This window comes from Streptomyces klenkii (assembly GCF_003626645.1).
Lineage (GTDB): Bacteria > Actinomycetota > Actinomycetes > Streptomycetales > Streptomycetaceae > Streptomyces > Streptomyces klenkii.
Genome location: NZ_RBAM01000012.1, coordinates 18381 through 39440 on the forward strand (window position 1 = coordinate 18381; position 21060 = coordinate 39440).

The following is a 21060-nucleotide window of genomic DNA, read 5'->3' on the forward strand; positions in this document are numbered from 1 at the left end:
GTGACCGTCCGGGCCGGGCGGCTGCCGGCCCGGACGGTCATCGGTGAGATCAGGTCTTGGTCCGGATCTCGGTCCGGATCCCGGTACAGATCTCGGTTCAGATCTCGATGCCGTCGGCCACCCTGGAGGACGGGACGCAGAGCATCCCGTCGTACGCGTCGGCGATCGGCGCGTGCAGGTAGGCGCTCTGGAGCCGCGTCCGGTCGGGGCTGCCCTCGCCCCGGGGCGCCGCACGCAGCCCGGCCAGGCCTATGGCGCCGGCCGGAAGGGCGCGCGCGAAGGCGCCCTCGATGCTCCCCTGCTCGGGCGGCTCCAGCTCCGTGTCGTCGACGGTGAAGCCGAACCGGGCGCTCGCGTCGAGCGGCATCTCCGCCGTACGGCCGCCGATGGACGTCACGCCGAGGGCGAAGTAGTCGTCGCCCAGGGCGTGGTGGAGGTAGTGGCCCATGGGCAGCGTCGTCTCGTGCCCCTCCAGGGTGACGGCCTCCCTCTGGAGGTGGGCGTTGTGCGCCATGAGCACGACGCGCGCCTCCGGCCCGGCGTGTTCCAGGTGCCACAGGACGGACCCGGCCAGGTAGGTCTCCCGGGCCGCGGTGTCGATGGTGAGCCCCTCACCGGCGAAGAGGGCGGCCATGGCACGGAGGGTGTGGTCCGCGTGGGTGGCGGCTTCCATGCGCCGGAGGGCGACCTCGTACGCGTACCGGCCGGTACGGGCCACCTGGAGGGGCTCGGTGGCGCGGAAGCGGATGAGGAGGCGGGCGAGGGCGGCCGTGAGGGCGTCCTGCTCGGCGGCCGGCAACTGCGCCCACGCGGGCGCTGCCGCGGCCCCTGACCCGCCGGCGAACCGCTCGGCGATCCCGATCGCGGTCCGGACGAGCGGGAGCGCCCCGGGGTCGGCCTCGCGGAGGTGGTCGGCGACCGGGCGGAGCGCGGGCAGGAGCGAGCCGCCCGCCGCCGGGATGTCGGCGCCTGTGAAGCCCACGGGCCGGGCCGCGGTGCGGTTGTGCAGGCGGAGTGCGCGCAGCAGCTCCGGCGCGCCCATGGGGAGGTCCGCCGTGGTGATCCGTGCGAGGTCGTCGTCCGGGCCGGCGCCCCGGGCCCAGGCGTCGAGGGCGAAGGCTTCGCTGAACCCGTACTCGAAGGTGAGGAGGGTGAAGCCGCAGCGCTCGACGAGGAACCGCAGGAGGCGCCGGCGCGTGAGGCCGAACTCGTGGATGAAGTGCGAGTTCTCGCCCACGCCGACGACGCGGGCGTCACCGATGAGGTCGCGCAAGGGCTCCAGGTCGTCGAGCGGAGCGCCCGGGTCGAGGGTGGTCAGGGTGGTGGCGTGGTCGCGCAGCCACTGGGCGAATGCGTCATGGCCGGAAGACTCGACGGGCTGAACAGGATGAACGGGCTGAACAGGCATGCTGAAGGCTCTTCTCTCGGTGCAGGAACATGCCCCTCGGTGGAGGGGCGGACGTACGGCTTCCCGAGGGAGCGTCAGCGGAAGAGCGTGCCAGGAACCATGATCCGAGACTAAGAGGAACCGTGAACCACGGACAACGGATTTAACCGTTGCGCGCTGTACGGTCCTCGGATGGACTGCTGCGAAACGATCACCCTGGGTGAAGGGACTGTCCGGATAACGGACGAGTTAACCGGATCCCTCTGCGCCTGCACATACTCGAACATCCCGATCTCGCATGATGGACAGGCACGACCATGAGCCGGACAGACATAACCTCTCCCCCGCAGACGGAGGGCGCCCCCGAGCAGGGGTCGCCGCTCTCCAACGGACTCAAGCAGCGGCACCTGTCGATGATCGCCCTCGGCGGCGTCATCGGCGCGGGCCTCTTCGTGGGCTCCGGTGCCGGCATCGCCGCCGCCGGCCCGTCGATCGTGCTCGCCTACGCCGTGTCCGGACTGCTCGTGATGTTCGTGATGCGGATGCTCGGCGAGATGTCCGCCGCCAACCCCGCCTCCGGCTCCTTCTCCGTCCACGCCGACCGGGCGATCGGCCCGTGGGCCGGCTTCACGGCGGGCTGGATGTTCTGGACCCTGCTGGTCGTGGGCGTGGCGATCGAGGCGATCGGCGCGGCCCACATCGTGTCGGGCTGGCTCCCGGGCACCCCGTCCTGGATGTGGGTGCTGGTCTTCATGGCGCTGTTCTGCGGCAGCAACCTGGCCGCGGTCTCGAACTTCGGCGAGTTCGAGTTCTGGTTCGCCGCGCTGAAGATCGGCGCCATCGGGCTCTTCCTCATCCTGGGCGCGCTCGCCGTCTTCGGCGTCCTGCCCGGCAACGACTCCCCCGGCGCCGCGCACCTCCTGCACGACGGCGGCTTCCTGCCCACGGGCGTGAACGGCCTCCTGATCGGCCTGCTGGCCTCGCTCGCCGCCTACGGCGGCCTGGAGACGGTGACCATCGCCGCCGCCGAGGCGAAGGATCCGGTGCGCGGCGTGGCCAAGGCCGTGAAGACGACGATGTGGCGGATCGGCATCGTCTACGTCGGCTCGATGCTGATGATCGTCACGCTGATCCCGTGGAACGACAAGGCCGTCACCGAGAGCGGCCCGTACGCGGCCGTGCTCGACCGCCTCGGCGTCCCCGGCGGCGGGCAGATCATGAACGTGGTCGTCCTGATCGCCCTGCTGTCGGCCATGAACGCCAACATCTACGGTTCCTCGCGCATGGCCTACTCGCTGGTCTCCCGCGGCCAGGGCCCCAAGGCGCTGGGCAAGGTCTCCGGCGGGGTGCCGCGCCGTGCGGTGCTCGCTTCGTCCGCGTTCGGCTTCTTCGCCGTCCTGCTGTCGTACTGGTATCCCACGACGGTCTTCGCCTGGCTCCTGAACATGGTCGGCGGCGTCGTGCTGGTGGTGTGGGGCTTCATCGCCGCCTCCCAGCTGGTGCTGCGCCGCCGCCTGGAGCGCGAGACGCCCGGCAAGCTGGTCGTGCGGATGTGGGCCTTCCCGTACCTGACCTGGCTGACGCTGGCCGGCGTGGCCGGGGCGCTGGTGCTCATGCTGCTGGAGGACGACACCCGCGTGCAGCTGTACTCGACCGGCGGCTTGGCGCTGGCGCTGGCCGTGGTCGGCTACGTGCAGCAGCGGGCAGCGGCCAAGCGCTGAGCTCACCGCATACGGCGAAGGCCGGTTCCCTCACTGAGGGAACCGGCCTTCGCCGTATCTACAGACCTCTATCTACGGACCTACGAGGTGGCCGCGCCTGCCGGCTCACGCTCGGCCGCCTGGGCCGGGACCGTAGCGTCGGCAGTGGCACCCGCACCGGCGAGCACCGGGTCAGGGCCGGGCAGGCCCGCACGGTGGGCCTGGACTCCGGCCCGCACCGCCCAGAAGTAGAAGCCCAGGGCCGACACCCCGACCAGAGCCGTGTCGAGGCCGCTCGGGATCACGCCGTGGCCGCCGAACTCCGGGCTGCCGAGGGCCGACAGCAGGGACAGCCACAGCAGGAAGCCGGCCAGCCACCAGGCCGGCGCGAACTGGCGGCGCAGGTTCTCGCCCCGGCGGCGCAGCACGACCGCGGCGATGGGGACCGAGAGCAGGGTGAGCAGGGTCACCTTGCCGGTGTTGGGCCACTTCGACCAGTACAGGGCGCAGGCCGCGAAGGCGAAGATGAGCGGGCAGAGGACCTTGGCGGCGGGGAGCCTGAAGGGGCGGGGCAGCTCCGGCTTGGTCTTCCGGAAGACGCCGACCGCGATGGGGCCCATGAGGTAGGAGACGACCATCGCGGCGGAGACGACGCTGGCCAGGGCCTCCCAGCTGTGGCCGATGGTCAGCAGCAGGAGGACGGAGAAGCCCAGGTTGAGCCACATGGCGGGGCGGGCGACGCCGTAGCGGGGGTGCACCTCGGCGATCTTCTTGGGGAAGAAGCCGGTGTCGGCGAGGTTCTGCGCCAGGTAGGCGGAGGAGGCGACGTTGCCGATGTTGGCGCCGTTGGGCGAGATGAACGCGCCGAACTGGAGCATGGTGACGACCCAGTGCAGCATCAGCAGCTTGGCGAGGTCGGCGAAGGGCGAGGCGAAGTTGATGCCGCTCCAGCCGCCGGCCTCGGCGAGCTTCTCGGGCGGGACGGCGCCGAGGAAGGCGACCTGGAGGGCCAGGTAGATCACCAGGCCGAGGGAGAGGGCGCCGACGAGGGCGAGCGGGATGGCCCGGCCGGGGTTCTTGGCGTTGCCGCCGAGGTTGACGACGGCCTGGAAGCCGTTGAAGGCGAAGACGACGCCGGAGGCGGTGACGGCGGTGAGGACGGCGGACCAGCCGTTGGGCGCGAAGCCGCCGTGCGCCGTGAAGTTGTCCGTGTGGAAGCCGGAGGCTATGAGCGCGCCGACCGCGAGGACGGGGATGGCGAACTTGACCAGGGTCAGCAGGTTGTTGGCCCGGGCCAGCAGCTCGACCGACCAGTAGCAGGCGAGCCACAGGGCGAACGTCAGGAACAGGGCCGTCGCGATGCCGGTGCCGGTGAGGCTGCCGTCGGCGACCAGCCCCTGGGCCCAGCCGAAGCTCCACGAGGACATGTACTGGGTGCCCGCGATGGCCTCGATCGGGATCAGCGAGGCGGTCGCGATCCACACGGCCCAGCCGGTGATGAAGCCGAGCACCGGGCCGTGCGAGATGGAGCCGAACCGGGCCATCGCACCGGGCAGCGGATAGGCGGCGCCGACCTCCGCGTACGACATGGCGATCATGCCGATGAAGATCGCGCCGATCACCCAGGCGACCAGCGCGGCGGGCCCCGCGACCTGAGCCGCCTGCCCGGCTCCGAAGAGCCAGCCGGAGCCGAAAATGGACCCCAGCCCGATCATGATCAGGGCGAAGAGGCTGAGGCCTTTTCGATTGGCCGCGCTCAGATCCACGACGTGCATTCCGTTCTGCCGGAGACAAAGTCTGCGGGCAGCCCGGTGCACCTCAACGGCCGTCCGGCTGCCCTGCCTGCGTCGGCTCGCGCCGACGGGTACTCCGTCTTCCGGGCCGGGCGGAAAATGCGGCAGGGAATTCGATCAGCAGTGGTCCGATCTCGCCTGCGACGAGATCACCGAGGGCGCAAATTACGACGCCGGTCATGCTACGGCAATGGACGGATCCACTCCAATCGCCCTTGATCGGAAACTTATTTCCAAAATAATTCCTGCATTTCGCCGCGAACACGTCGATCGGGCCCACGCAAAGGGCCACCGGTGCATCACTGTGCGTGGGGGCGAGGCCGCCGGGGCTTGCGGCCGCCACTGCCCGGGGAAGACGATGCACCTCGTGATCCGACTCGCGAAAAAAGACGACATTCCCCGGCTCCGGGACATCGAGCGGGCCGCCGGGCGGCAGTTCCTCGACATCGGCATGCGCGCCGTGGCCGAGGACGAGCCCCCGGCCCCCGAGGTGCTCCGGCAGTACATAGACGCGGACCGCGCGTGGGTCCACACGGACGCGCGGGACGTTCCCGCCGCCTATGTCGTCGTCGATCTCGTGGACGGCTGCGTGCACATCGAGCAGGTCTCCGTGGATCCCGGCCACGCCCGGAAGCGCATCGGCGCCGGCCTCATCGAGCACGTCGCCGCCTGGGCGAAGGAGCACGGCGCACCGGCGCTCACCCTGACCACCTTCACGGGCGTGGCGTGGAACGGCCCCTATTACGAGCGGTGCGGCTTCCGCACCGTCCCCGAGGCCGAGCTGACCCCGGGCCTGCGCGGCATCCGCGCGGAGGAGGCCGCCCACGGCCTGGACCAGTGGCCCCGCACCTGCATGCGCCGCGCGCTCTAGCGCACGCTCCGGAGGAGAGCACGAGCGTCTCCGCCCGTCCGGCGCGCCTGAGGCCCGCCGTCGTACGCATCCCACAGTCTGACAACGGGAAGGCCCCCGGCCCTCCCGGCGTTGACGTCTCGCACATGCCTTCGATATCTGGACAGGAGTGGAACACCGCATGCCCAGCACCCCCGCCACCCCGGCCACCGCGCAGATCGGCGTCACCGGACTCGCCGTCATGGGCAGCAACCTCGCCCGGAACTTCGCCCGGCACGGGCACACCGTCGCCGTCCACAACCGCACGTACGCCAAGACCGAGGCGCTGATCGGCGAGCACGGTCACGAGGGGAACTTCGTCCCGGCCGAAACCGCCGAGGAGTTCGTCGCCGCCCTGCAAAAGCCGCGCCGCATCGTCATCATGGTCAAGGCGGGCGACCCGACGGACGCCGTCATCGGCGAATTCGCCGCGCTCCTCGAACCCGGCGACGTCATCATCGACGGCGGCAACGCCCACTTCGCCGACACCCGCCGCCGCGAGAAGGAACTCCGGGAAAAGGGCATCCACTTCGTCGGCGCCGGCATCTCCGGCGGCGAGGAAGGCGCCCTCCACGGGCCCAGCATCATGCCCGGCGGCTCGGAGGAGTCCTACAACTCCCTCGGGCCGCTGCTCGAAAGCATCGCCGCCAAGGCGAAGGACGGCACGCCCTGCTGCACCCACATCGGCCCCGACGGCGCCGGACACTTCGTCAAGATGGTGCACAACGGCATCGAATACGCCGACATGCAGCTCATCGCCGAGGCGTACGACCTGCTGCGCCACGTCGCGGGTTACGAGCCGCAGCGGATCGCGGAGACCTTCCGCACCTGGAACACCGGCCGGCTGGACTCGTACCTGATCGAGATCACCGCCGAGGTGCTGGCGCACACCGACGCCGCCACCGGCCGCCCGTTCGTGGACGTCGTGGCCGACGGGGCCGAGCAGAAGGGCACCGGACGCTGGACCGTGCAGACGGCCCTCGACCTCGGCATCCCCGTATCCGGCATTGCCGAGGCCGTGTTCGCCCGGTCCGTGTCCGGCCACGCGGACCTGCGCGGCGCCGCGCGCGAACTCCCGGGCCCCGCGCGGGAGCCCCTCGCCCCGGCCGCGGCCGGGGAGTTCGCCGCCCTGGTCGAGGAGGCGCTGTACGCGTCGAAGGTCGTCTCGTACGCCCAGGGCTGGAACATGATCAGTGCGGCGAGCGCCGAGTACGGCTGGGACATCGACCTGGGGGCCGTCGCCGCCATCTGGCGCGGCGGCTGCATCATCCGGGCCGCATTCCTCGACCGCATCCGCGCCGCGTTCGCCGCCGATCCGCAACTGCCCACGCTGCTCGCCGACAAGGGGTTCGCCGCGGAGGTCGGCAAGGCGCAGGACGCCTGGCGCTCGGTCGTCGCCACCGCGGTCGGCCGCGGCGTGCCCACGCCGGGGTTCTCGGCCGCGCTCGCGTACTACGACGCGCTGCGCGCCGAGCGGTTGCCGGCAGCGCTGACGCAGGCACAGCGGGACTTCTTCGGCGCGCACACCTACCGGCGCACCGACCGCGAGGGCTCGTTCCACACGCTGTGGGGCGGGGACCGCAGCGAGGAGCAGACCGGCTGAAATCGCCCTGTCCATCCGTGCGTACGGCTGTCCGCGCGGCTTTGCGCGCCTCCCTCCGGGCGGCTCCGCACCGTGTCCGCGAGGGCACAGCGCGATACCCCCGGATGGCCGTACGTACGGATGTGTCCGACCTTGACGGTTCTGTCCTGACCTGCGTCTTTGCAGGTCAGGGAAGTGTTAGTGCCGACCGTGGCATAGACCGGGCGAGGGGCGTGGGCTTAACTTATGCGCTATGACCTCCCCCCGCAGCACCTACGGCGGTGGCTACTACGCCTCGTCGTCGTTCCCGGACACCCCGATTTACGACAGCCTCGTCGCCGAGCGGGGCACCCCGCAGATCGCCCCGATCCGCGTGTCGTCCCCGTACGACACCGGCAGCAGCCACCTGCCCGCGCTCCCCGCGCTGCCGTCCGGCCCCTCGGCCGGCCCTGCGGCCCCGGCGCCGCAGGCCCCGTACGGCGCCCAGGGCGGTGCCCCGTACGGATATCCCGCGCCCGGGCAGCAGCAGCCCGCCGGCCTCCAGCAGGCGGCCGCCCCGTACATCCCGCAGCAGACGCCGCAGCGCGCCTACCCGGGACCGGGCGGCCCGCAGCAGTACCAGCAGCAGCGGCCCGGTGCGGCCCCGGCGGGTCAGGGGGGTCCGGCGGGTCCTTCCGGGTACGACGCCATGCGCCCGGTCGCACCCCGCCCGGCGGCGGGGCAGTACGAGGACCCGTACAACCGCCAGTACCCGAATCAGGGGGGTTACTGACCGTCTGTCCGTTGTGCTGGGGGTCCCGCTCCGGCGGGCAGGGGTACTTCGTTCAACCACCCGGCCCGGGTGGCAGGATGACCGCATGTCCACGTCGCCCACGCTGACCGCGCTGCACTTCTACCCCGTCAAGTCGCTGGCGGGGTGCTCCGCCCCGGAGGCGGCCGTCGAGCCGTGGGGTCTCGCCGGGGACCGGCGGTGGATGGTGGCCGACGCCGACGGGATGATGATCACCCAACGGCAGCGGCCGAGGCTGGCCCTGGCCTCGGCCCGCCCGCTCCCGGGCGGTGGCGTGCGGCTCACCGCGCCCGGGGCGGAAGCGCTCGACGTCGCCGTGCCCTCCCTCGCGGAAGCGGAGGGCACCGTCACGGTGCAGGTGTTCCGGGACAAGATCGAGGCGGTCCCGGCGGGGGACGCCGCCGACGCGTGGCTCGCCGCGCATCTCGGGACCACGGCCCGGCTCTTCCACATGGACGAGCCCGCGAGCCGCCGCCCGGTCGATCCTGATTTCTCCCTCCCCGGCGAGACCGTGAGCTTCGCCGACGGCTTTCCGCTGCTGGTGACCACGCTCGCCTCGCTCGACGCCCTCAACGCGCTCATCGCCCGGGGCGACCTCCCCGGCGAGGGCCCGCTCCCCATGAACCGCTTCCGCCCGAACGCCGTGGTCGGCGGCACCGAGCCCTGGGCCGAGGACGGCTGGCGGCGCGTGCGGATCGGCGAAGTGACGTTCCGGGCGGTCAAGGACTGCGGCCGGTGCGTGGTCACCACCACCGACCAGACGACCGCCGAGCGCGGCAAGGAGCCGCTGCGCACGCTCGCCCGGCACCACCGCATCGGCGGCAAGGCCGTGTTCGGCAAGAACCTCATCCCCGAGCACCCGGGGACCCTGCGCGTGGGCGACGCCGTCGAGATCCTCGACTGAGCGGCTCCGCCGAGTCCTTCGCCCCGCCTTTTCAGGATTTCCCTCACTCTTCTCCCCGCACCTTCCTCACTCCCCTCCCCCCGCCGCACGCCACCCGTCAACGCGCTGCCGCGAACGGCATCCGGAGGGGGTGATTTTGCTCTCTCCGCCGTCTTCCTCCGCATGCGATGCCCTGTGTGAGGTATTTACGGACCCGGAAGGGGGTGAGCATGATGCGCGCTACGGCACTCGCATGGCGATGGCGGCGCAATTCCCTGCGTCGCCGGACCGATGTCCTGGAGTCCTGGGTGGGGTTGGTCGCCGTGGTGCTCATGCTGCTCGCGGGCCCGGTCTCCGGCTGGGTGACAGGGTCGCTCGCCCACGAGGCCCTGCGGCACACGGTCCGCGAACAGCACCGGCACCGCCACCTGGTGACGGCCACGACGCTGCGCCCCCTGCGCGGCGGGCCGGCCGAGACAGACCGCGAGGCCACGGCCACCCGGGAGGGCCACCATCGGGTGGTCGCCCGCTGGCCCGGCCCGGACGGCAAGGAGCGCTCGGGCGTGGTCCCGGTGCGCCACGCCACGCGCCCCGGGCAGCCGTTCCCGCTGTGGACGGACGACCAGGGCCGGCTCTCCGGCCGCCCCATGGACCACGACACGGCCGCCGTCCACGCCGGCCTGGCGGGCGCCGGAGCGGCCGCGGTCGCCTGCGGCCTGCTGGAGGCGGTGCGCCGGCTGGTCGTATGGCGGGTCATGCAGCGGCGGTACGCCCGCTGGGACCGCGCGTGGCTGCGGGCCGGGCAGACCTGGGGCCGGGCGGACGCGGGCAGCTGACCGGTCAACTCCCGGGGCCCGCGCGCGCTACGGTGGCTCCGGTGGCCGGTCCGGTACGCACCGGTCCCGGGTGGACGCACGCACGAGGTGGGGGCAGAGCAGCACCATGGCACAGGGCTCGGTCCAGGTGACGCACACCGGCACGGCGCGATGGCGGCGGCGCACGGGCGAGTACGAATCCCTCGCCTCGGCCCTGGAAGCGGCGGTCGACGGCGACGTGCTGTCCGTGGCCCCCGGCACGTACCGGGAGAACCTGGTCGTCACGCGCGCGGTCACGCTGCGCGGCGCGGAGGGTTCGCGCGGCAGCGTGCGCATCGCTCCTCCCGACGGCATCGCCCTGACCGTACGGGCCTCCGCCGCGCTCCAGGACCTGCACGTCGAGGGGCACGACGCGGCGGCGCCCGCGCTCGTCGTCGAGGACGGCGCCCCGGAGCTGTCCGGCCTGCGCATCGTGACCCGCTCCGCGGTGGGCATCGAAGTGCGCGGCGGCTCCCGGCCGACGGTGCGTCAGTGCACCGTCGACAACGCGGGCGGCGTCGGCATCAGCGTGCTGGACGGGTCGGGCGGCCTGTTCGAGGAGTGCGAGGTGGTGGCCGCCGGCCAGTCGGGGATCGCGGTCCACGGCGGGGCGCATCCGCGCCTGGAACGCTGCCGGGTGCACCACGCGTCGGGCGCGGGGCTGTCGCTCACGGGCGAGGGCAGTTCGCTGGAGGCGGTGGGCTGCGAGGTGTACGAGGTGCGGGGCGCCGGGGTGCAGGTGGCCTCCCGGGCCGCCGGCCGGCTGACGGACTGCCGGGTGCACCGCACGTCCGGTGACGGCGTGACGCTGGACACCGACGCCGTGCTCTCCCTCGTCGACTGCGACATCCACGACGTGCCGGAGAACGGGGTGGACCTGCGCTCGCGTTCGGTGCTGTCGATGACGCGCTCGTCGATCCGCAGGTTCGGGCGCAACGGCCTGTCCGTATGGGATCCGGGCACGCGGGTGGACGCCGACCTGTGCGAGATCCACGAGAGCAAGGGCGACTATCCGGCCGTCTGGATCAGCGACGGGGCGACGGTCTCCCTCGGCTCCTGCCGCGTGCACGACGTCCCGGACGCCCTGTTCGTGCTCGACCGCGGCTCCCACGTCGACGTGGTCGACAGCGATCTCTCCCAGGTCCGCAACACGGCGGTGTCGGTGAGCGACGGGGCGTCGGCCCAGCTGGCGGGGTGCCGGATCCGCGAGGCGGGCACGGGCGCCTGGTTCCGCGACCACGGCAGCGGCGGTTCGATGGCCGGCTGCACCATCGACGCCGCGGCGACGGGCGTCATCGTCACCAAGGGCGCCGATCCCGCCATCGAGCAGTGCACGGTGAGTTCGCCGGTGGAGGCGGGTTTCTACGTGTCGGCGGGCGGCCGGGGTACTTTCCACGAGTGCCGGGTGACGGGCAGCGGCGGCTACGGCTTCCACGTCATCGACGGCTGCCGCTCGACGCTCACCCGCTGCCGCACCGAGCGCTGCGAGCGCGGCGGTTACGAGTTCGCCGAGGCCGGTCCCGTCAGCGAGGGCTGTACGAGCGACGATCCGGTGACGTCTCCGGCCGTGGCCTCGCTGCCCTCCGGGGGCGGCTCGGGCGCGGCGCCGGTGACGACGGCCGTCCCGCGGACGCTGCTGAAGCCGGTGGCCGTGCCGGTGCAGCGCTCGGCCGAGGAAGCGCCGCCCGCGCCCGCCGCCCCGCCCGGGGCGCGCGCCTCGGTGACCGTGCTCCAGGAACTGGACGCGCTGGTGGGCCTGGAGAGCGTCAAGAAGGAGGTCCGCGCCCTCACCGACATGATCGAGGTGGGGCGGCGCCGGCAGCTGGCCGGGCTGAAGGCCGCCTCGGTGCGCCGGCACCTGGTGTTCACGGGCTCGCCCGGCACGGGCAAGACGACCGTGGCCCGGCTCTACGGCGAGATCCTCGCCTCGCTCGGCGTGCTGGAGCGCGGCCATCTGGTCGAGGTGTCGCGCGTGGACCTGGTGGGCGAGCACATCGGCTCGACGGCCATCCGCACCCAGGAGGCCTTCGACCGGGCGCGCGGCGGCGTGCTGTTCATCGACGAGGCGTACGCGCTCGCCCCGGAGGACTCGGGGCGCGACTTCGGCCGGGAGGCCATCGACACGCTGGTGAAGCTGATGGAGGACCACCGCGACGAGGTCGTGGTGATCGTCGCCGGCTACACCGACGAGATGGAGCGCTTCCTGACGGTCAATCCAGGTGTGGCCTCCCGCTTCTCACGCACCATCACCTTCGGCGACTACGACCCGGAGGAGCTGCTGCGCATCGTGCAGCAGCAGGCGGACGAGCACGAGTACCGGATCGGGGAGGGGGCCTCGGAGGCCCTGCTCCAGTACTTCCGCGACATCCCGAGGGGGCCCGCGTTCGGCAACGGCCGTACGGCGCGGCAGACCTTCGAGGCGATGGTGGAGCGGCACGCGGGCCGGGTCGCGCAGCTGGCCGACCCGAGCACCGACGACCTCACCCTGCTCTACGCCGAGGATCTGCCGGTGCTGCCCTGAGGGGGCACCGGTATCCAGGCGGCCAGACGCGCGAGGAGGGCGGCCCGGGTCCGGGCGAACTCGGGGTCGGACTGGTACTGGGAGTGGCCCAGGATGCCCGCGGGCAGCGGGTGTTCGGCCGTCCGGCCGTAGGCGAGCGGGTCCTTGAGGGGGCCGTGGTCCACGGCGGCGGTGCCGTCGCCGGGGAGGCGGACGGGGCCGCCGATGGGGTCGGTGAGCCGCCACAGGTTGCACCAGCAGTGGACGTCGTGGTGGAGGGCGGCGAGCTTCACGGGGCCGAAGTAGGCGGGGAACCAGCGGCCGTAGAGGCGCTCCAGGGGTGAGCCGTAGGTGAGCAGGGCGACGCGGCTGCGCGTGGCGGCGGGCAGCTGCCAGACGGCGGCCGCGGCGAGGACGCTGCCCTGGGAGTGGCCGGAGATGACGAGGCGGCCGCCGGTGCGCTCGGTCCAGGTGCGCATGCGCCAGGTGAGGTCGGGGACGGCGCGCTCGGCGTAGCAGGGCGGGGCGAAGGGGTGGGCGGCGCGCGGCCAGAACGTGCCGACGTCCCAGAGGATGCCGACGGTGCGCCGGGCGGCGGGGTCGCGGTAGGCGCGCCGGCCCCAGGCGATCAGCAGGACGAAGCCGAGGCCGACGCACCACGAGCCGAGCGCCTGGGCGGTCTCGGCCACGTCCTCGACGGCCGCGGGGGTGCCGGCCGCGGCCCGGCCCGGGGCGTCGTGGGTGCCCCAGGCGCCGGCGACCGCGCCGGCGCCGAGGAGGAGCGTGAGCGCGGCGACGGTGCCGAGCACCCAGGGGGAGGCGTCGGTGAGGCCGGCGCGGGCGATGGTGCCCGCGATGGCGCGCGTACGGGCCTGGTCGTGCCGCTCGTCGGGATAGCCGTCGGGGACGGTGCGGCGCAGGCCCTTGCCCAAGTACAGGGTGCGGGCGGCCAGGACGAGGAGCAGCAGGAGCAGGACGGAGAGGAGCGGCGGGATGACGGACGCCTGCCAGGTGAGCAGCACGGGCGGCCCGCCGATCGGGCCGTCGCCCATGCCGGGGGTGGCCGGGCCGTCGAGCCAGTCCGCGACGCGGTGGGCGACGCCTGCGGTCATGACGCCGCCGAGGGCGCAGGCGAGCGTGGCGACGGCGGGGCCGGCGAGCCCGCCGAGCGGGGTCCGCTCGACGGGGGCGGCGCGGTGCAGCCGGCGGGCGGCGAGGGCGAGGAGGAGGATGAGGGCGCCTTGTCCGAGGGCGAGGAGGCCGAAGGCGCGGTCGCCGGGGAGCATGCCGTGGGACCGCCAGCCGGGGCGGTCCCAGGCGGCGTAGACGGCGGAGAGCAGGAGCAGGCCGAGCGCGGTGAAGGGCAGGGCGGCGACGATGCGGCGGTCGGCCGTGTGGTCGGGGGCTCCTTCGCTGCGGCCCCTGCGGCAGACGGTGTGGACGACGAACAGGGCGGCGGCGATCAGGACGGCGCCGAGGATCCGGCCCAGGGTGCCGAGGGCGGGGCTGCCGCCCGGCGCGCGGTCGTGGTGGGCGGCGGCCTGGACGAGGAACGCGGCGACGGTGAGCAGGGCCGCGGCGGTGTGGGCGGCGCGCAGCCGGGCGACGATGCGCCGCCCGTACCAGAAGCCGGGCAGGCACAGGGCGGGGCGGCTGCGGGCCTTGTCGTCGTCCTCGTCGGTGGCGGGGCGGGCGGGCGGCTGGGTCTCGTACGCGCTCCAGGTGCGGCGGGAGAGGAGCCACAGCAGGCCGGTCACGGCGGCGGGTACGGCGGCGGCGAGGGCGAGGCGGCGGCCCGGCGGGCTCCACCAGCCGCCCCGGTCGGCCGACATGAAGCCGAGCCAGGCCTTGCCCGAGGAGCAGGCGGGCGTGCCCGCGCACTGCCACGCCGTCAGGTCGAGTGCGACTTCGCAGGCGGCCGCGGTGAGCAGGACGGTGAGGGTGAGGGCGAGGAGGCGCACCAGCAGGCCGTAGGCCCGTACGGTCGTGGCGCGGCCTTCGGAGGTGGGGCGCATCCAGTGGGCGAGGTTGATGACCATGAACGGCAGGAGCACCAGCCACAGGGCGCGGGAGCCGTCGCCGGAGGTCAGATTGGACCACACGTAGGCCTCGGGGACGGGCTCGCGGCGGTGGTCGCCGGGGCGGTCCTCGGCGTCGACGTCGCCGGCGCGGCGGTGGATGCCCGCGACGGCGTCGCCCGTGACGCGGACGGTGCGCGGATCGCCCAGCATGGCCTGCGGGGTGGTGCCTCCGACGCCGTGCACGAGGAGCTCCAGGGCGAGTTCGGAGGATCCCGCGGGTGCGGGCGCCGGCGCTTCGGCCTCTTCCGTGGCCTTTGCCGCGGTCTTTGCCGCGGCCTGTTCCATGGCTTGTTCCATGGTCTGTTCCGTGGTTCGTTCCGTGGTCTGTGCCGTCTGGGGTCGTTCGTCCGATGCCACCGTGTCCCCCCGGTCCCGGTGTGCCGTACCGTCAACCAGCATGGTGCCAGGGGGCACTGACAATGCGGGGGCATCGTCGGCAGGATAGGCCCGTTCGTGATCCGGCCGGACGAAGACGATCGCCGCGGCGTGCCGCGTGGGAGGATGAGCGCGCACGACTGCCGGTGGCTGACCGGAAAGGACGGGCCGGGTGAGCGACAACCAGAACCTCCTGGCGGAGCAGCGGCGCGCGCTGATCCTCGACGAGGTCAGGAGGCGCGGTGGGGTGCGGGTCAACGAACTGACGCGGAGGCTCAATGTCTCGGACATGACGGTCCGCCGGGATCTGGACGCGCTGGCCCGGCTGGGCGTGGTGGAGAAGGTGCACGGCGGGGCGGTGCCCGTGGCGGAGGCGACGGCGCACGAGCCGGGTTTCGAGGCGAAGTCGGCGCTGGAGCTGGCCGCCAAGGAGGACATCGCGCGGGCGGCTGTGGCGATGGCGCCGCCGGGCAGTGCGATCGCGCTGGCGGGCGGGACGACGGTGTTCGCGCTGGCGCAGCGGCTGGTGGACGTCCCCGATCTGACAGTGGTGACGAATTCGGTGCGCGCGGCCGACGTCTTCCACAGCTCTCAGCGGCCGGTGACGGCGGCGGGGCCGTCGGCCCGGCCGGGGGCGGCCACGGTGGTGCTGACGGGCGGGGTGCGCACGCCCTCGGACACGCTGGTGGGGCCGGTCGCGGACGCGGCGATCCGCTCGCTCCACTTCGACGTCCTGTTCATCGGGGTGCACGGGATATCCGCGGAGGCGGGTCTGTCGACGCCGAATCTGGCGGAGGCGGAGACCAACCGGCACTTCGTGCGGTCGGCGCGGCGCGTGGTGGTCCTTGCGGACCACACCAAGTGGGGGACGGTGGGGCTGAGTTCGTTCGCGGCGCTGGAGGAGGTGGATGCTCTGGTGACGGACGCGGGGCTGCCGGAGGCGGCGCGGCGGGAGATCGCCGAGCGGCTGCCGGAGCTGGTGGTGGCCGATGCTTCCGGGGACTCCACGACGTGCGGCGGCGTGCCGGTCTGACAGCGCCCGCGGCCGCCCCGGCGCTGCGGCGGCGTCAGTCCGGCCAGCGCCCGGTGGCCAGGAAGGTGGTGATGGCGCCCGCGTACGGGCCGATGTCCAGGCCCTGTTCGGCGAGCCAGGCGTCGGAGTAGTACGTGTCGAGGTAGCGCTCGCCGGGGTCGCAGATGAGGGTGACGATGCTGCCCTTGGCGCCGTTGTCCGCCATCTCCGCGACGATCTTCAGTGCGCTCCACAGGCCGGTTCCGGTGGAGCCGCCCGCCTTGCGGCCGATGGCCGCGTCGAGCGCGCGTACGGCCGCGACGCTCGCGGCGTCGGGGACCTTCATCATCCGGTCGATCACGCCCGGCATGAAGCTGGGCTCCATGCGGGGCCGGCCGATCCCCTCGATCCGCGAGCCGCGCTCGCCCGTCGCCGCGGGGTCGTGGTCGCGCCAGCCGTCGAAGAAGCAGGAGTACTCCGGGTCGGCGACGCAGATGCCCGTGTCGTACTGCATGTAGCGCACATAGCGGGCGATGGTGGCGGAGGTGCCGCCGGTGCCCGCGGTGGCGACGATCCAGGCGGGTACGGGGTGGCGTTCGCTGCGCAGCTGGCTGAAGACGGATTCCGCGATGTTGTTGTTGCCGCGCCAGTCGGTGGCCCGTTCGGCGTAGGTGAACTGGTCCATGTAGTGGCCGCCGGAGCGTTCGGCGAGGGCCGCCGCCTCCGCGTACATCTTGCGGGGGTCGTCGACGAAGTGGCACCGGCCGCCGTGGAATTCGATGAGGCGGCACTTCTCGCGGCTGGTGGTGCGGGGCATGACGGCGACGAAGGGCACGCCGATCAGGCTCGCGAAATACGCCTCGGAGATCGCGGTGGAGCCGCTGGAGGCCTCGACGACCGGGGACTCGGGGCGGATCCAGCCGTTGCACAGGCCGTGCAGGAAGAGCGAGCGGGCGAGGCGGTGCTTGAGGCTGCCCGTGGGGTGGGTGGACTCGTCCTTGAGGTAGAGGTCGATGCCCCATTCCTCGGGCAGCGGGAAGCGCAGCAGATGGGTGTCGGCCGAGCGGTTCGCGTCGGCCTGGACCTTGCGGACCGCTTCGCTGAGCCAGGCGCGGTAGGCCGGGTCGCTGCGGTCGACGTCGGTGGTGTGCACGCCGCCTCTCCCGTTCCATCCGGGCCCATGCGGAGCACTCGGACGTTTCGATCATAAATGGGCACTGGTGCATGGGCCCCCTCACGGGCAGACTGCGCACGAGGCACACGAATCGGCCGGGGAGGCGGTTGGCGTGGCGGAGCCGGAGTTCCAGGAGCCGGAGTTCACTGCGACCGGGGTACGAATCGAGCGGTCCCTCCGCTCGCTCACCCGGGCGGGCCAGGTGAAGATCAAGGACGGCAGGCTGGAGCTGCTCACCAGCTACGGCCGGGAGATCGACAGCGCTCCCCTGGGGGCGGTCCACGCGAGCAAGCCGTGGTTCGCCGGCCGGGACCGCGCCCGGGCAACGGTGAACGGCACGCGCTACGTCCTGACGCTGGGCCGGCTGGAGGATCCTTCGGGGGCCGGGGAGACCACGGGGGAGGCCGCCGTCCGGCGGTTCCTGGAGGCCGTCCGCTCCGGACGCGGCGGAGACGCCAGGGGCTGACGGTGCAGAAGTTGCGCGTGCGGCTGCTGGAGCCGACCCTTGACTCGTACCAGCATCACTGAGGGTTCACGGACGGTTACGCTCTGGATGAGTAGCCGCCGCCCGGCTCGGCAGCGACCACCGCCGGCCCGGCCCCAGCGCGTGCCAGAACGCGTTTCTGAATCAGGCTAGCCCTACTTCTTCCCAGGGAGTCGCAGCCGTGATCAGCCGACCGAACAAGCACTGCACCGTAGAGCTCCAGGCTCTGCCGCCGCGGATCGGCCAGGTCCGCAGAATCGTATCTGCGCAATTGCGGTACTGGAATCTCGATCCGCTCATCGACCCTGCGGCGCTGTGCGTCACCGAGCTCCTCACGAACGTGCACCAGCACGCCGAACCGGACAAGCGCTGCACCGTCGAGATCGACCTCGTGCTCGACCGGCTCACCGTCTCGGTCCGCGACCACGACCCGCGGCTGCCCCGCCTCGCCGACGCCGACGCCGGCAGCACGCACGGGCGCGGGCTCGCCCTGATCGCGGCGGTCAGCGACAGCTGGGGGGTGCAGGAGCGACACGACGGCGGCAAGGTCGTCTGGTTCTCGCTGCCCGTCCCGGAGCGGGCGGCCGGCGGCCGGCAGACGCGCGACGACCGGACGACGGTCACCCTCGAACAGCCCGCGCCGGCCCTCCCGCCCCTGGAGGAAGCGGCCTTCGAACAGCCCGCCGTACTCGACCGCTCCCCCGTCCGGTCCACGGTCCCCGGCTGAAGAGACGGGGCGATGCCCCGGACAGGACCGGCCGGTCACGCACCGCCGGACGACGCCGTGGGGCCTGCTCGCCGTTGCGGCGGGAGTTCGTGCGGGCGCGCGGCAGCAGGGGTGAGTTGCCCGCGCCATCACCGGGGCACGTGCCGGCACTCGCCGCGGGGGCTTGTGCGGGCGCGCGGCGGCGGTGGGCACTTCCGGTCATCGCCGCTGCGGCGACGGCAACTCGAAGCCGGCGCGCGGAGTACGCGAGGGCCGGGCACGTACTCCGCGGCGCGCCCGTACGTGTACGCAAGAGCCGGGCACGTACTCCGGCAGCGCACCCGTACGGTCGTCAGCCCAGGACCGTCAGCGGGTCGTCCAGGACGGGCTGCCAGGCCGCCTCGGCCGCGCCGATGAGGCTGTTGTGGTCGAGCGTGCAGGGCAGGATCGGCACGCTCCCGCTGCGCCCCCACAGGCTGCGGTCGGCGACGACGGCCCGCAGCCGCTCGGGGTCGGCGTCCAGCAGGGCGCGGTGGAGCCCGCCGAGGATGATGCGGTCGGGGTTGAGGATGTTGACGAGGCCCGCGAGGCCGAGGCCGAGCCGGTCGACGATCAGCTCGGCGGCGGCGCGGACGGCCGGGTCGCCGTACTCCGTACGGAGCAGGTCGCGGGCCTGCTGGAGCAGGGACACCTCGGGTCCGGGGGCGCGGCCTGCCGCGGTGAGGAAGGCGAGCGGGTCGGTCTCGACGTCCAGGCAGCCGCGGCTGCCGCAGTGGCAGGGCAGGCCGGCCGGGTTGACGGTGAGGTGACCGACCTCCAGGGCGAGGCCGGAACTGCCGCTGTGCAGGCGGCCGTCGAGGACGAGCGCCCCGCCGACGCCGCGGTGCCCCGTGGCCACGCACAGGAGGTGGCGCGCGCCGCGGCCGGCGCCGTGCCGGTGCTCGGCGAGCGCCGCGAGGTTGACGTCGTTGCCGGTGAAGCCGGTGGCGGGGCCCTCGCCGGGGCCCGGGACGCCGGCCTTGGCGAGGGCCTCGGTGAACAGCCGGCTGACCGGCGCCCCGGCGGGCCAGGAGAGGTGCAGGGGGTTGAGGGCGGTACCGTCCGGTTCGGCGACGGCCGAGGGGACGGCGAGGCCCGCGCCCAGGCAGCGGCGGCCGGTCTCGCGCAGCAGGCCGGCGCCCGCCTCGACGACGGCGTCGATGATGTGCGACGGGTCGGCGGGGACGGTCATGCAACCGGGCGCGGTGGCGACCATCCGCCCGCCGAGGCCGACGAGGGCCGCGCGGAAGCCGTCGGCGTGGATCTGGGCGGCGAGCACCACGGGGCCGCCGGGCGCGACGGAGAGCCGGTGCGAGGGGCGGCCCTGGGAGCCGGCGGCCGCGGGGCGGGCGTCGACGGTGATCAGTCCGAGGGCCTCCAGCTCGGCGGCGACGGCACCGGCGGTCGCGCGCGTCACCCCGAGTTCGGCGGTGAGCACGGCGCGCGTGGGGGCGCGGCCGGTGTGTACGAGCTCCAAGGCCGGGCCGAGGGCGCCGCGGCCCCGCTCCAAACGTGTTGTCCGAGTCTGGGTCACGCCCCTATTGTGACTTTGTGCCGACACTAAACAAAATACGGACGGCTCTTCTGGGCGACACGCGGACGGTCCTGCCGGGCGAACGGCGCCCGGACCGGGGCGGTCCCGCCCTCCGCCGCCTCCGTATCGCCCTCACCCTGTTCTTCGCCCTCGACGGCTTCCTGTTCGCCGGATGGGTGGTCCGGATCCCCGCCATCAAAGAGCAGACCGGCGCGTCCGCGGGCGCGCTGGGGCTGGCGCTGCTCGGCGTGTCGGCGGGAGCCGTGGCCACCATGATGCTGACCGGGCGGCTGTGCCGCCGGTTCGGGAGCCACCTGGTGACGGTCGTCGCCGGCGTGCTGATGTCCGCGGGGATCGCACTGCCTCCCCTGACCCACTCGGCGACGGCGCTCGGCCTGGTGCTGCTCGTCTTCGGTGCCGCCTACGGCGGCATCAACGTCGCCATGAACAGCGCGGCCGTCGACCTCGTCGCGGCGCTGCGCAGGCCGGTGATGCCCAGCTTCCACGCCGCGTTCAGCCTCGGCGGGATGCTCGGCGCGGGACTGGGCGGGCTGGTCGCCGGGCACCTCTCCCCCACCCGGCACCTGCTGCTCCTGACCGTGGCCGGCCTCGCCGTCACCGCGGTCGCGGGGCGCATGCTCCTGGCGCACCCCGCGCCGCGGGCCGATCGGCCGGCATCCGCCCCGGCGGCCGACGGCGACGGCCCGCGCCGCCGCGGCAACCGCACGGTCGCCCTGTTCGGGGTGATCGCCCTGTGCACGGCCTACGGGGAGGGTGCCCTCGCCGACTGGGGCGCGCTGCACCTCCAGCAGGACCTCGGGGTCCACGCGGGCGTCGCGGCCGCCGGCTACTCCGTCTTCGCGCTGGCCATGACCCTCGGCCGGCTCAGCGGCACGTTCCTCCTCGAACGCCTCGGCCAGACCACGGCGCTGGTCGCGGGCGGGGCGGCGGCCGCGGGCGGCATGCTGCTCGGGGCGCTGGCACCCACGGTGTGGGCGGCGCTCGCGGGCTTCGCCGTCACGGGCCTGGGCCTGGCCAACATCTTCCCCGTCGCGGTCGGGCGGGCCGGTGAACTGGGCGGCCCGGGCGGCGTGGCCGCGGCCTCCACCTTCGGATACGGCGGGATGCTGCTGGGGCCGCCGGTCATCGGCCTCCTCGCCGACGCGTCGTCCCTGCCCGTGGCCCTGACCACTGTCGCGGGCCTCGCGGCCGTGGCGGCGGCGATCGCGTACGCCACCCGCCGCACGGTCTCCGGCGCCCGCTGACTCCGGAGACCG

The 21060-nt window shown here is 73.4% G+C and carries 16 protein-coding genes; 11 read left to right on the plus strand and 5 right to left on the minus strand.

Going from position 1 to position 21060, the window contains the following annotated elements:
• Positions 1 to 97 precede the first annotated feature (97 nt).
• Complete coding sequence (locus D7231_RS25930) at positions 98 to 1408, minus strand: erythromycin esterase family protein (protein WP_120757963.1); 1311 nt, start codon at positions 1406 to 1408, stop codon at positions 98 to 100.
• A 296-nt stretch (positions 1409 to 1704) separates the two neighbouring features.
• Between D7231_RS25930 and D7231_RS25935 the strand changes: the two genes are divergently transcribed.
• Complete coding sequence (locus D7231_RS25935) at positions 1705 to 3108, plus strand: amino acid permease (protein ID WP_120757964.1); 1404 nt, start codon at positions 1705 to 1707, stop codon at positions 3106 to 3108.
• Positions 3109 to 3188: 80 nt separating this feature from the next.
• Here the strand turns inward: D7231_RS25935 and D7231_RS25940 are convergent, their stop codons facing one another.
• Positions 3189 to 4853 carry an APC family permease gene (locus D7231_RS25940; protein WP_241999921.1) on the minus strand — a complete coding sequence of 555 codons (1665 nt, stop codon included), beginning with the start codon at positions 4851 to 4853 and terminating at the stop codon, positions 3189 to 3191.
• A 385-nt stretch (positions 4854 to 5238) separates the two neighbouring features.
• Between D7231_RS25940 and D7231_RS25945 the strand changes: the two genes are divergently transcribed.
• The 6 genes from D7231_RS25945 to D7231_RS25970 all read left to right on the plus strand — a co-directional run bounded on the left by D7231_RS25945 (position 5239) and on the right by D7231_RS25970 (position 12399).
• Positions 5239 to 5751, plus strand: a complete 513-nt coding sequence (locus D7231_RS25945) for a GNAT family N-acetyltransferase (RefSeq protein WP_120757965.1) — start codon at positions 5239 to 5241, stop codon at positions 5749 to 5751.
• A gap of 160 nt (positions 5752 to 5911) precedes the next feature.
• Positions 5912 to 7372: an NADP-dependent phosphogluconate dehydrogenase gene (gene gndA / locus D7231_RS25950; RefSeq protein WP_120757966.1), complete on the plus strand. Its 1461-nt coding sequence runs from the start codon at positions 5912 to 5914 to the stop codon at positions 7370 to 7372.
• 232 nt (positions 7373 to 7604) lie between these two features.
• Positions 7605 to 8123, plus strand: coding sequence for a DUF6643 family protein (locus tag D7231_RS25955; RefSeq protein ID WP_120757967.1), 519 nt, complete (start codon positions 7605 to 7607; stop codon positions 8121 to 8123).
• Positions 8124 to 8208: 85 nt separating this feature from the next.
• Complete coding sequence (locus D7231_RS25960) at positions 8209 to 9045, plus strand: MOSC domain-containing protein (protein ID WP_120757968.1); 837 nt, start codon at positions 8209 to 8211, stop codon at positions 9043 to 9045.
• Positions 9046 to 9257: 212 nt separating this feature from the next.
• Positions 9258 to 9860 carry an Rv1733c family protein gene (locus D7231_RS25965; RefSeq protein WP_120758125.1) on the plus strand — a complete coding sequence of 201 codons (603 nt, stop codon included), beginning with the start codon at positions 9258 to 9260 and terminating at the stop codon, positions 9858 to 9860.
• Positions 9861 to 9966: 106 nt separating this feature from the next.
• Positions 9967 to 12399 (plus strand): right-handed parallel beta-helix repeat-containing protein, encoded by a 2433-nt coding sequence (locus D7231_RS25970; RefSeq protein WP_120757969.1) that lies wholly within the window; start codon positions 9967 to 9969, stop codon positions 12397 to 12399.
• Here the strand turns inward: D7231_RS25970 and D7231_RS25975 are convergent.
• Positions 12369 to 14756, minus strand: coding sequence for a hypothetical protein (locus tag D7231_RS25975; protein ID WP_241999922.1), 2388 nt, complete (start codon positions 14754 to 14756; stop codon positions 12369 to 12371). The genes D7231_RS25970 and D7231_RS25975 overlap by 31 nt on opposite strands.
• 250 nt (positions 14757 to 15006) lie before the next feature.
• Here D7231_RS25975 and D7231_RS25980 point away from each other — a divergent pair, with 250 nt between their 5' ends.
• On the plus strand, positions 15007 to 15867 hold the full coding sequence (locus tag D7231_RS25980) for a DeoR/GlpR family DNA-binding transcription regulator (RefSeq protein ID WP_120757970.1): 861 nt from the start codon (positions 15007 to 15009) through the stop codon (positions 15865 to 15867).
• Between the two features lie 34 nt (positions 15868 to 15901).
• Here D7231_RS25980 and cds1 read toward each other — a convergent pair whose 3' ends face one another.
• A complete protein-coding gene (cds1, locus tag D7231_RS25985; RefSeq protein ID WP_120757971.1) occupies positions 15902 to 16999 on the minus strand; it encodes an L-cysteine desulfhydrase Cds1 in 1098 nt (365 codons plus the stop codon).
• 133 nt (positions 17000 to 17132) lie between these two features.
• Between cds1 and D7231_RS25990 the strand changes: the two genes are divergently transcribed.
• On the plus strand, positions 17133 to 17486 hold the full coding sequence (locus tag D7231_RS25990) for a hypothetical protein (RefSeq protein ID WP_120757972.1): 354 nt from the start codon (positions 17133 to 17135) through the stop codon (positions 17484 to 17486).
• Between the two features lie 199 nt (positions 17487 to 17685).
• On the plus strand, positions 17686 to 18231 hold the full coding sequence (locus D7231_RS25995) for an ATP-binding protein (protein ID WP_120757973.1): 546 nt from the start codon (positions 17686 to 17688) through the stop codon (positions 18229 to 18231).
• 331 nt (positions 18232 to 18562) lie between these two features.
• Here the strand turns inward: D7231_RS25995 and D7231_RS26000 are convergent, their stop codons facing one another.
• The gene (locus D7231_RS26000) at positions 18563 to 19783 is read right to left on the minus strand and encodes an ROK family protein (protein WP_120757974.1); all 1221 of its coding nucleotides are present in this window, start codon (positions 19781 to 19783) and stop codon (positions 18563 to 18565) included.
• 17 nt (positions 19784 to 19800) lie between these two features.
• Between D7231_RS26000 and D7231_RS26005 the strand changes: the two genes are divergently transcribed.
• Entirely contained in the window at positions 19801 to 21048 is a 1248-nt protein-coding gene (locus tag D7231_RS26005) for an MFS transporter (protein WP_120757975.1), read from the plus strand.
• The last annotated feature ends 12 nt before the right edge of the window (positions 21049 to 21060 follow it).

Excerpts from the sequence above, each read along its gene's own strand:
- D7231_RS25930 (WP_120757963.1), bottom strand. The coding sequence starts at position 1,408 with ATGCCTGTTCAGCCCGTTCATCCTGTTCAGCCCGTCGAGTCTTCCGGC.
- D7231_RS25935 (WP_120757964.1), top strand. The coding sequence starts at position 1,705 with ATGAGCCGGACAGACATAACCTCTCCCCCGCAGACGGAGGGCGCCCCC.
- D7231_RS25945 (WP_120757965.1), top strand. The coding sequence starts at position 5,239 with ATGCACCTCGTGATCCGACTCGCGAAAAAAGACGACATTCCCCGGCTC.
- gndA (WP_120757966.1), top strand. The coding sequence starts at position 5,912 with ATGCCCAGCACCCCCGCCACCCCGGCCACCGCGCAGATCGGCGTCACC.
- D7231_RS25955 (WP_120757967.1), top strand. The coding sequence starts at position 7,605 with ATGACCTCCCCCCGCAGCACCTACGGCGGTGGCTACTACGCCTCGTCG.
- D7231_RS25960 (WP_120757968.1), top strand. The coding sequence starts at position 8,209 with ATGTCCACGTCGCCCACGCTGACCGCGCTGCACTTCTACCCCGTCAAG.
- D7231_RS25965 (WP_120758125.1), top strand. The coding sequence starts at position 9,258 with ATGCGCGCTACGGCACTCGCATGGCGATGGCGGCGCAATTCCCTGCGT.
- D7231_RS25970 (WP_120757969.1), top strand. The coding sequence starts at position 9,967 with ATGGCACAGGGCTCGGTCCAGGTGACGCACACCGGCACGGCGCGATGG.
- D7231_RS25975 (WP_241999922.1), bottom strand. The coding sequence starts at position 14,756 with ATGGAACAAGCCATGGAACAGGCCGCGGCAAAGACCGCGGCAAAGGCC.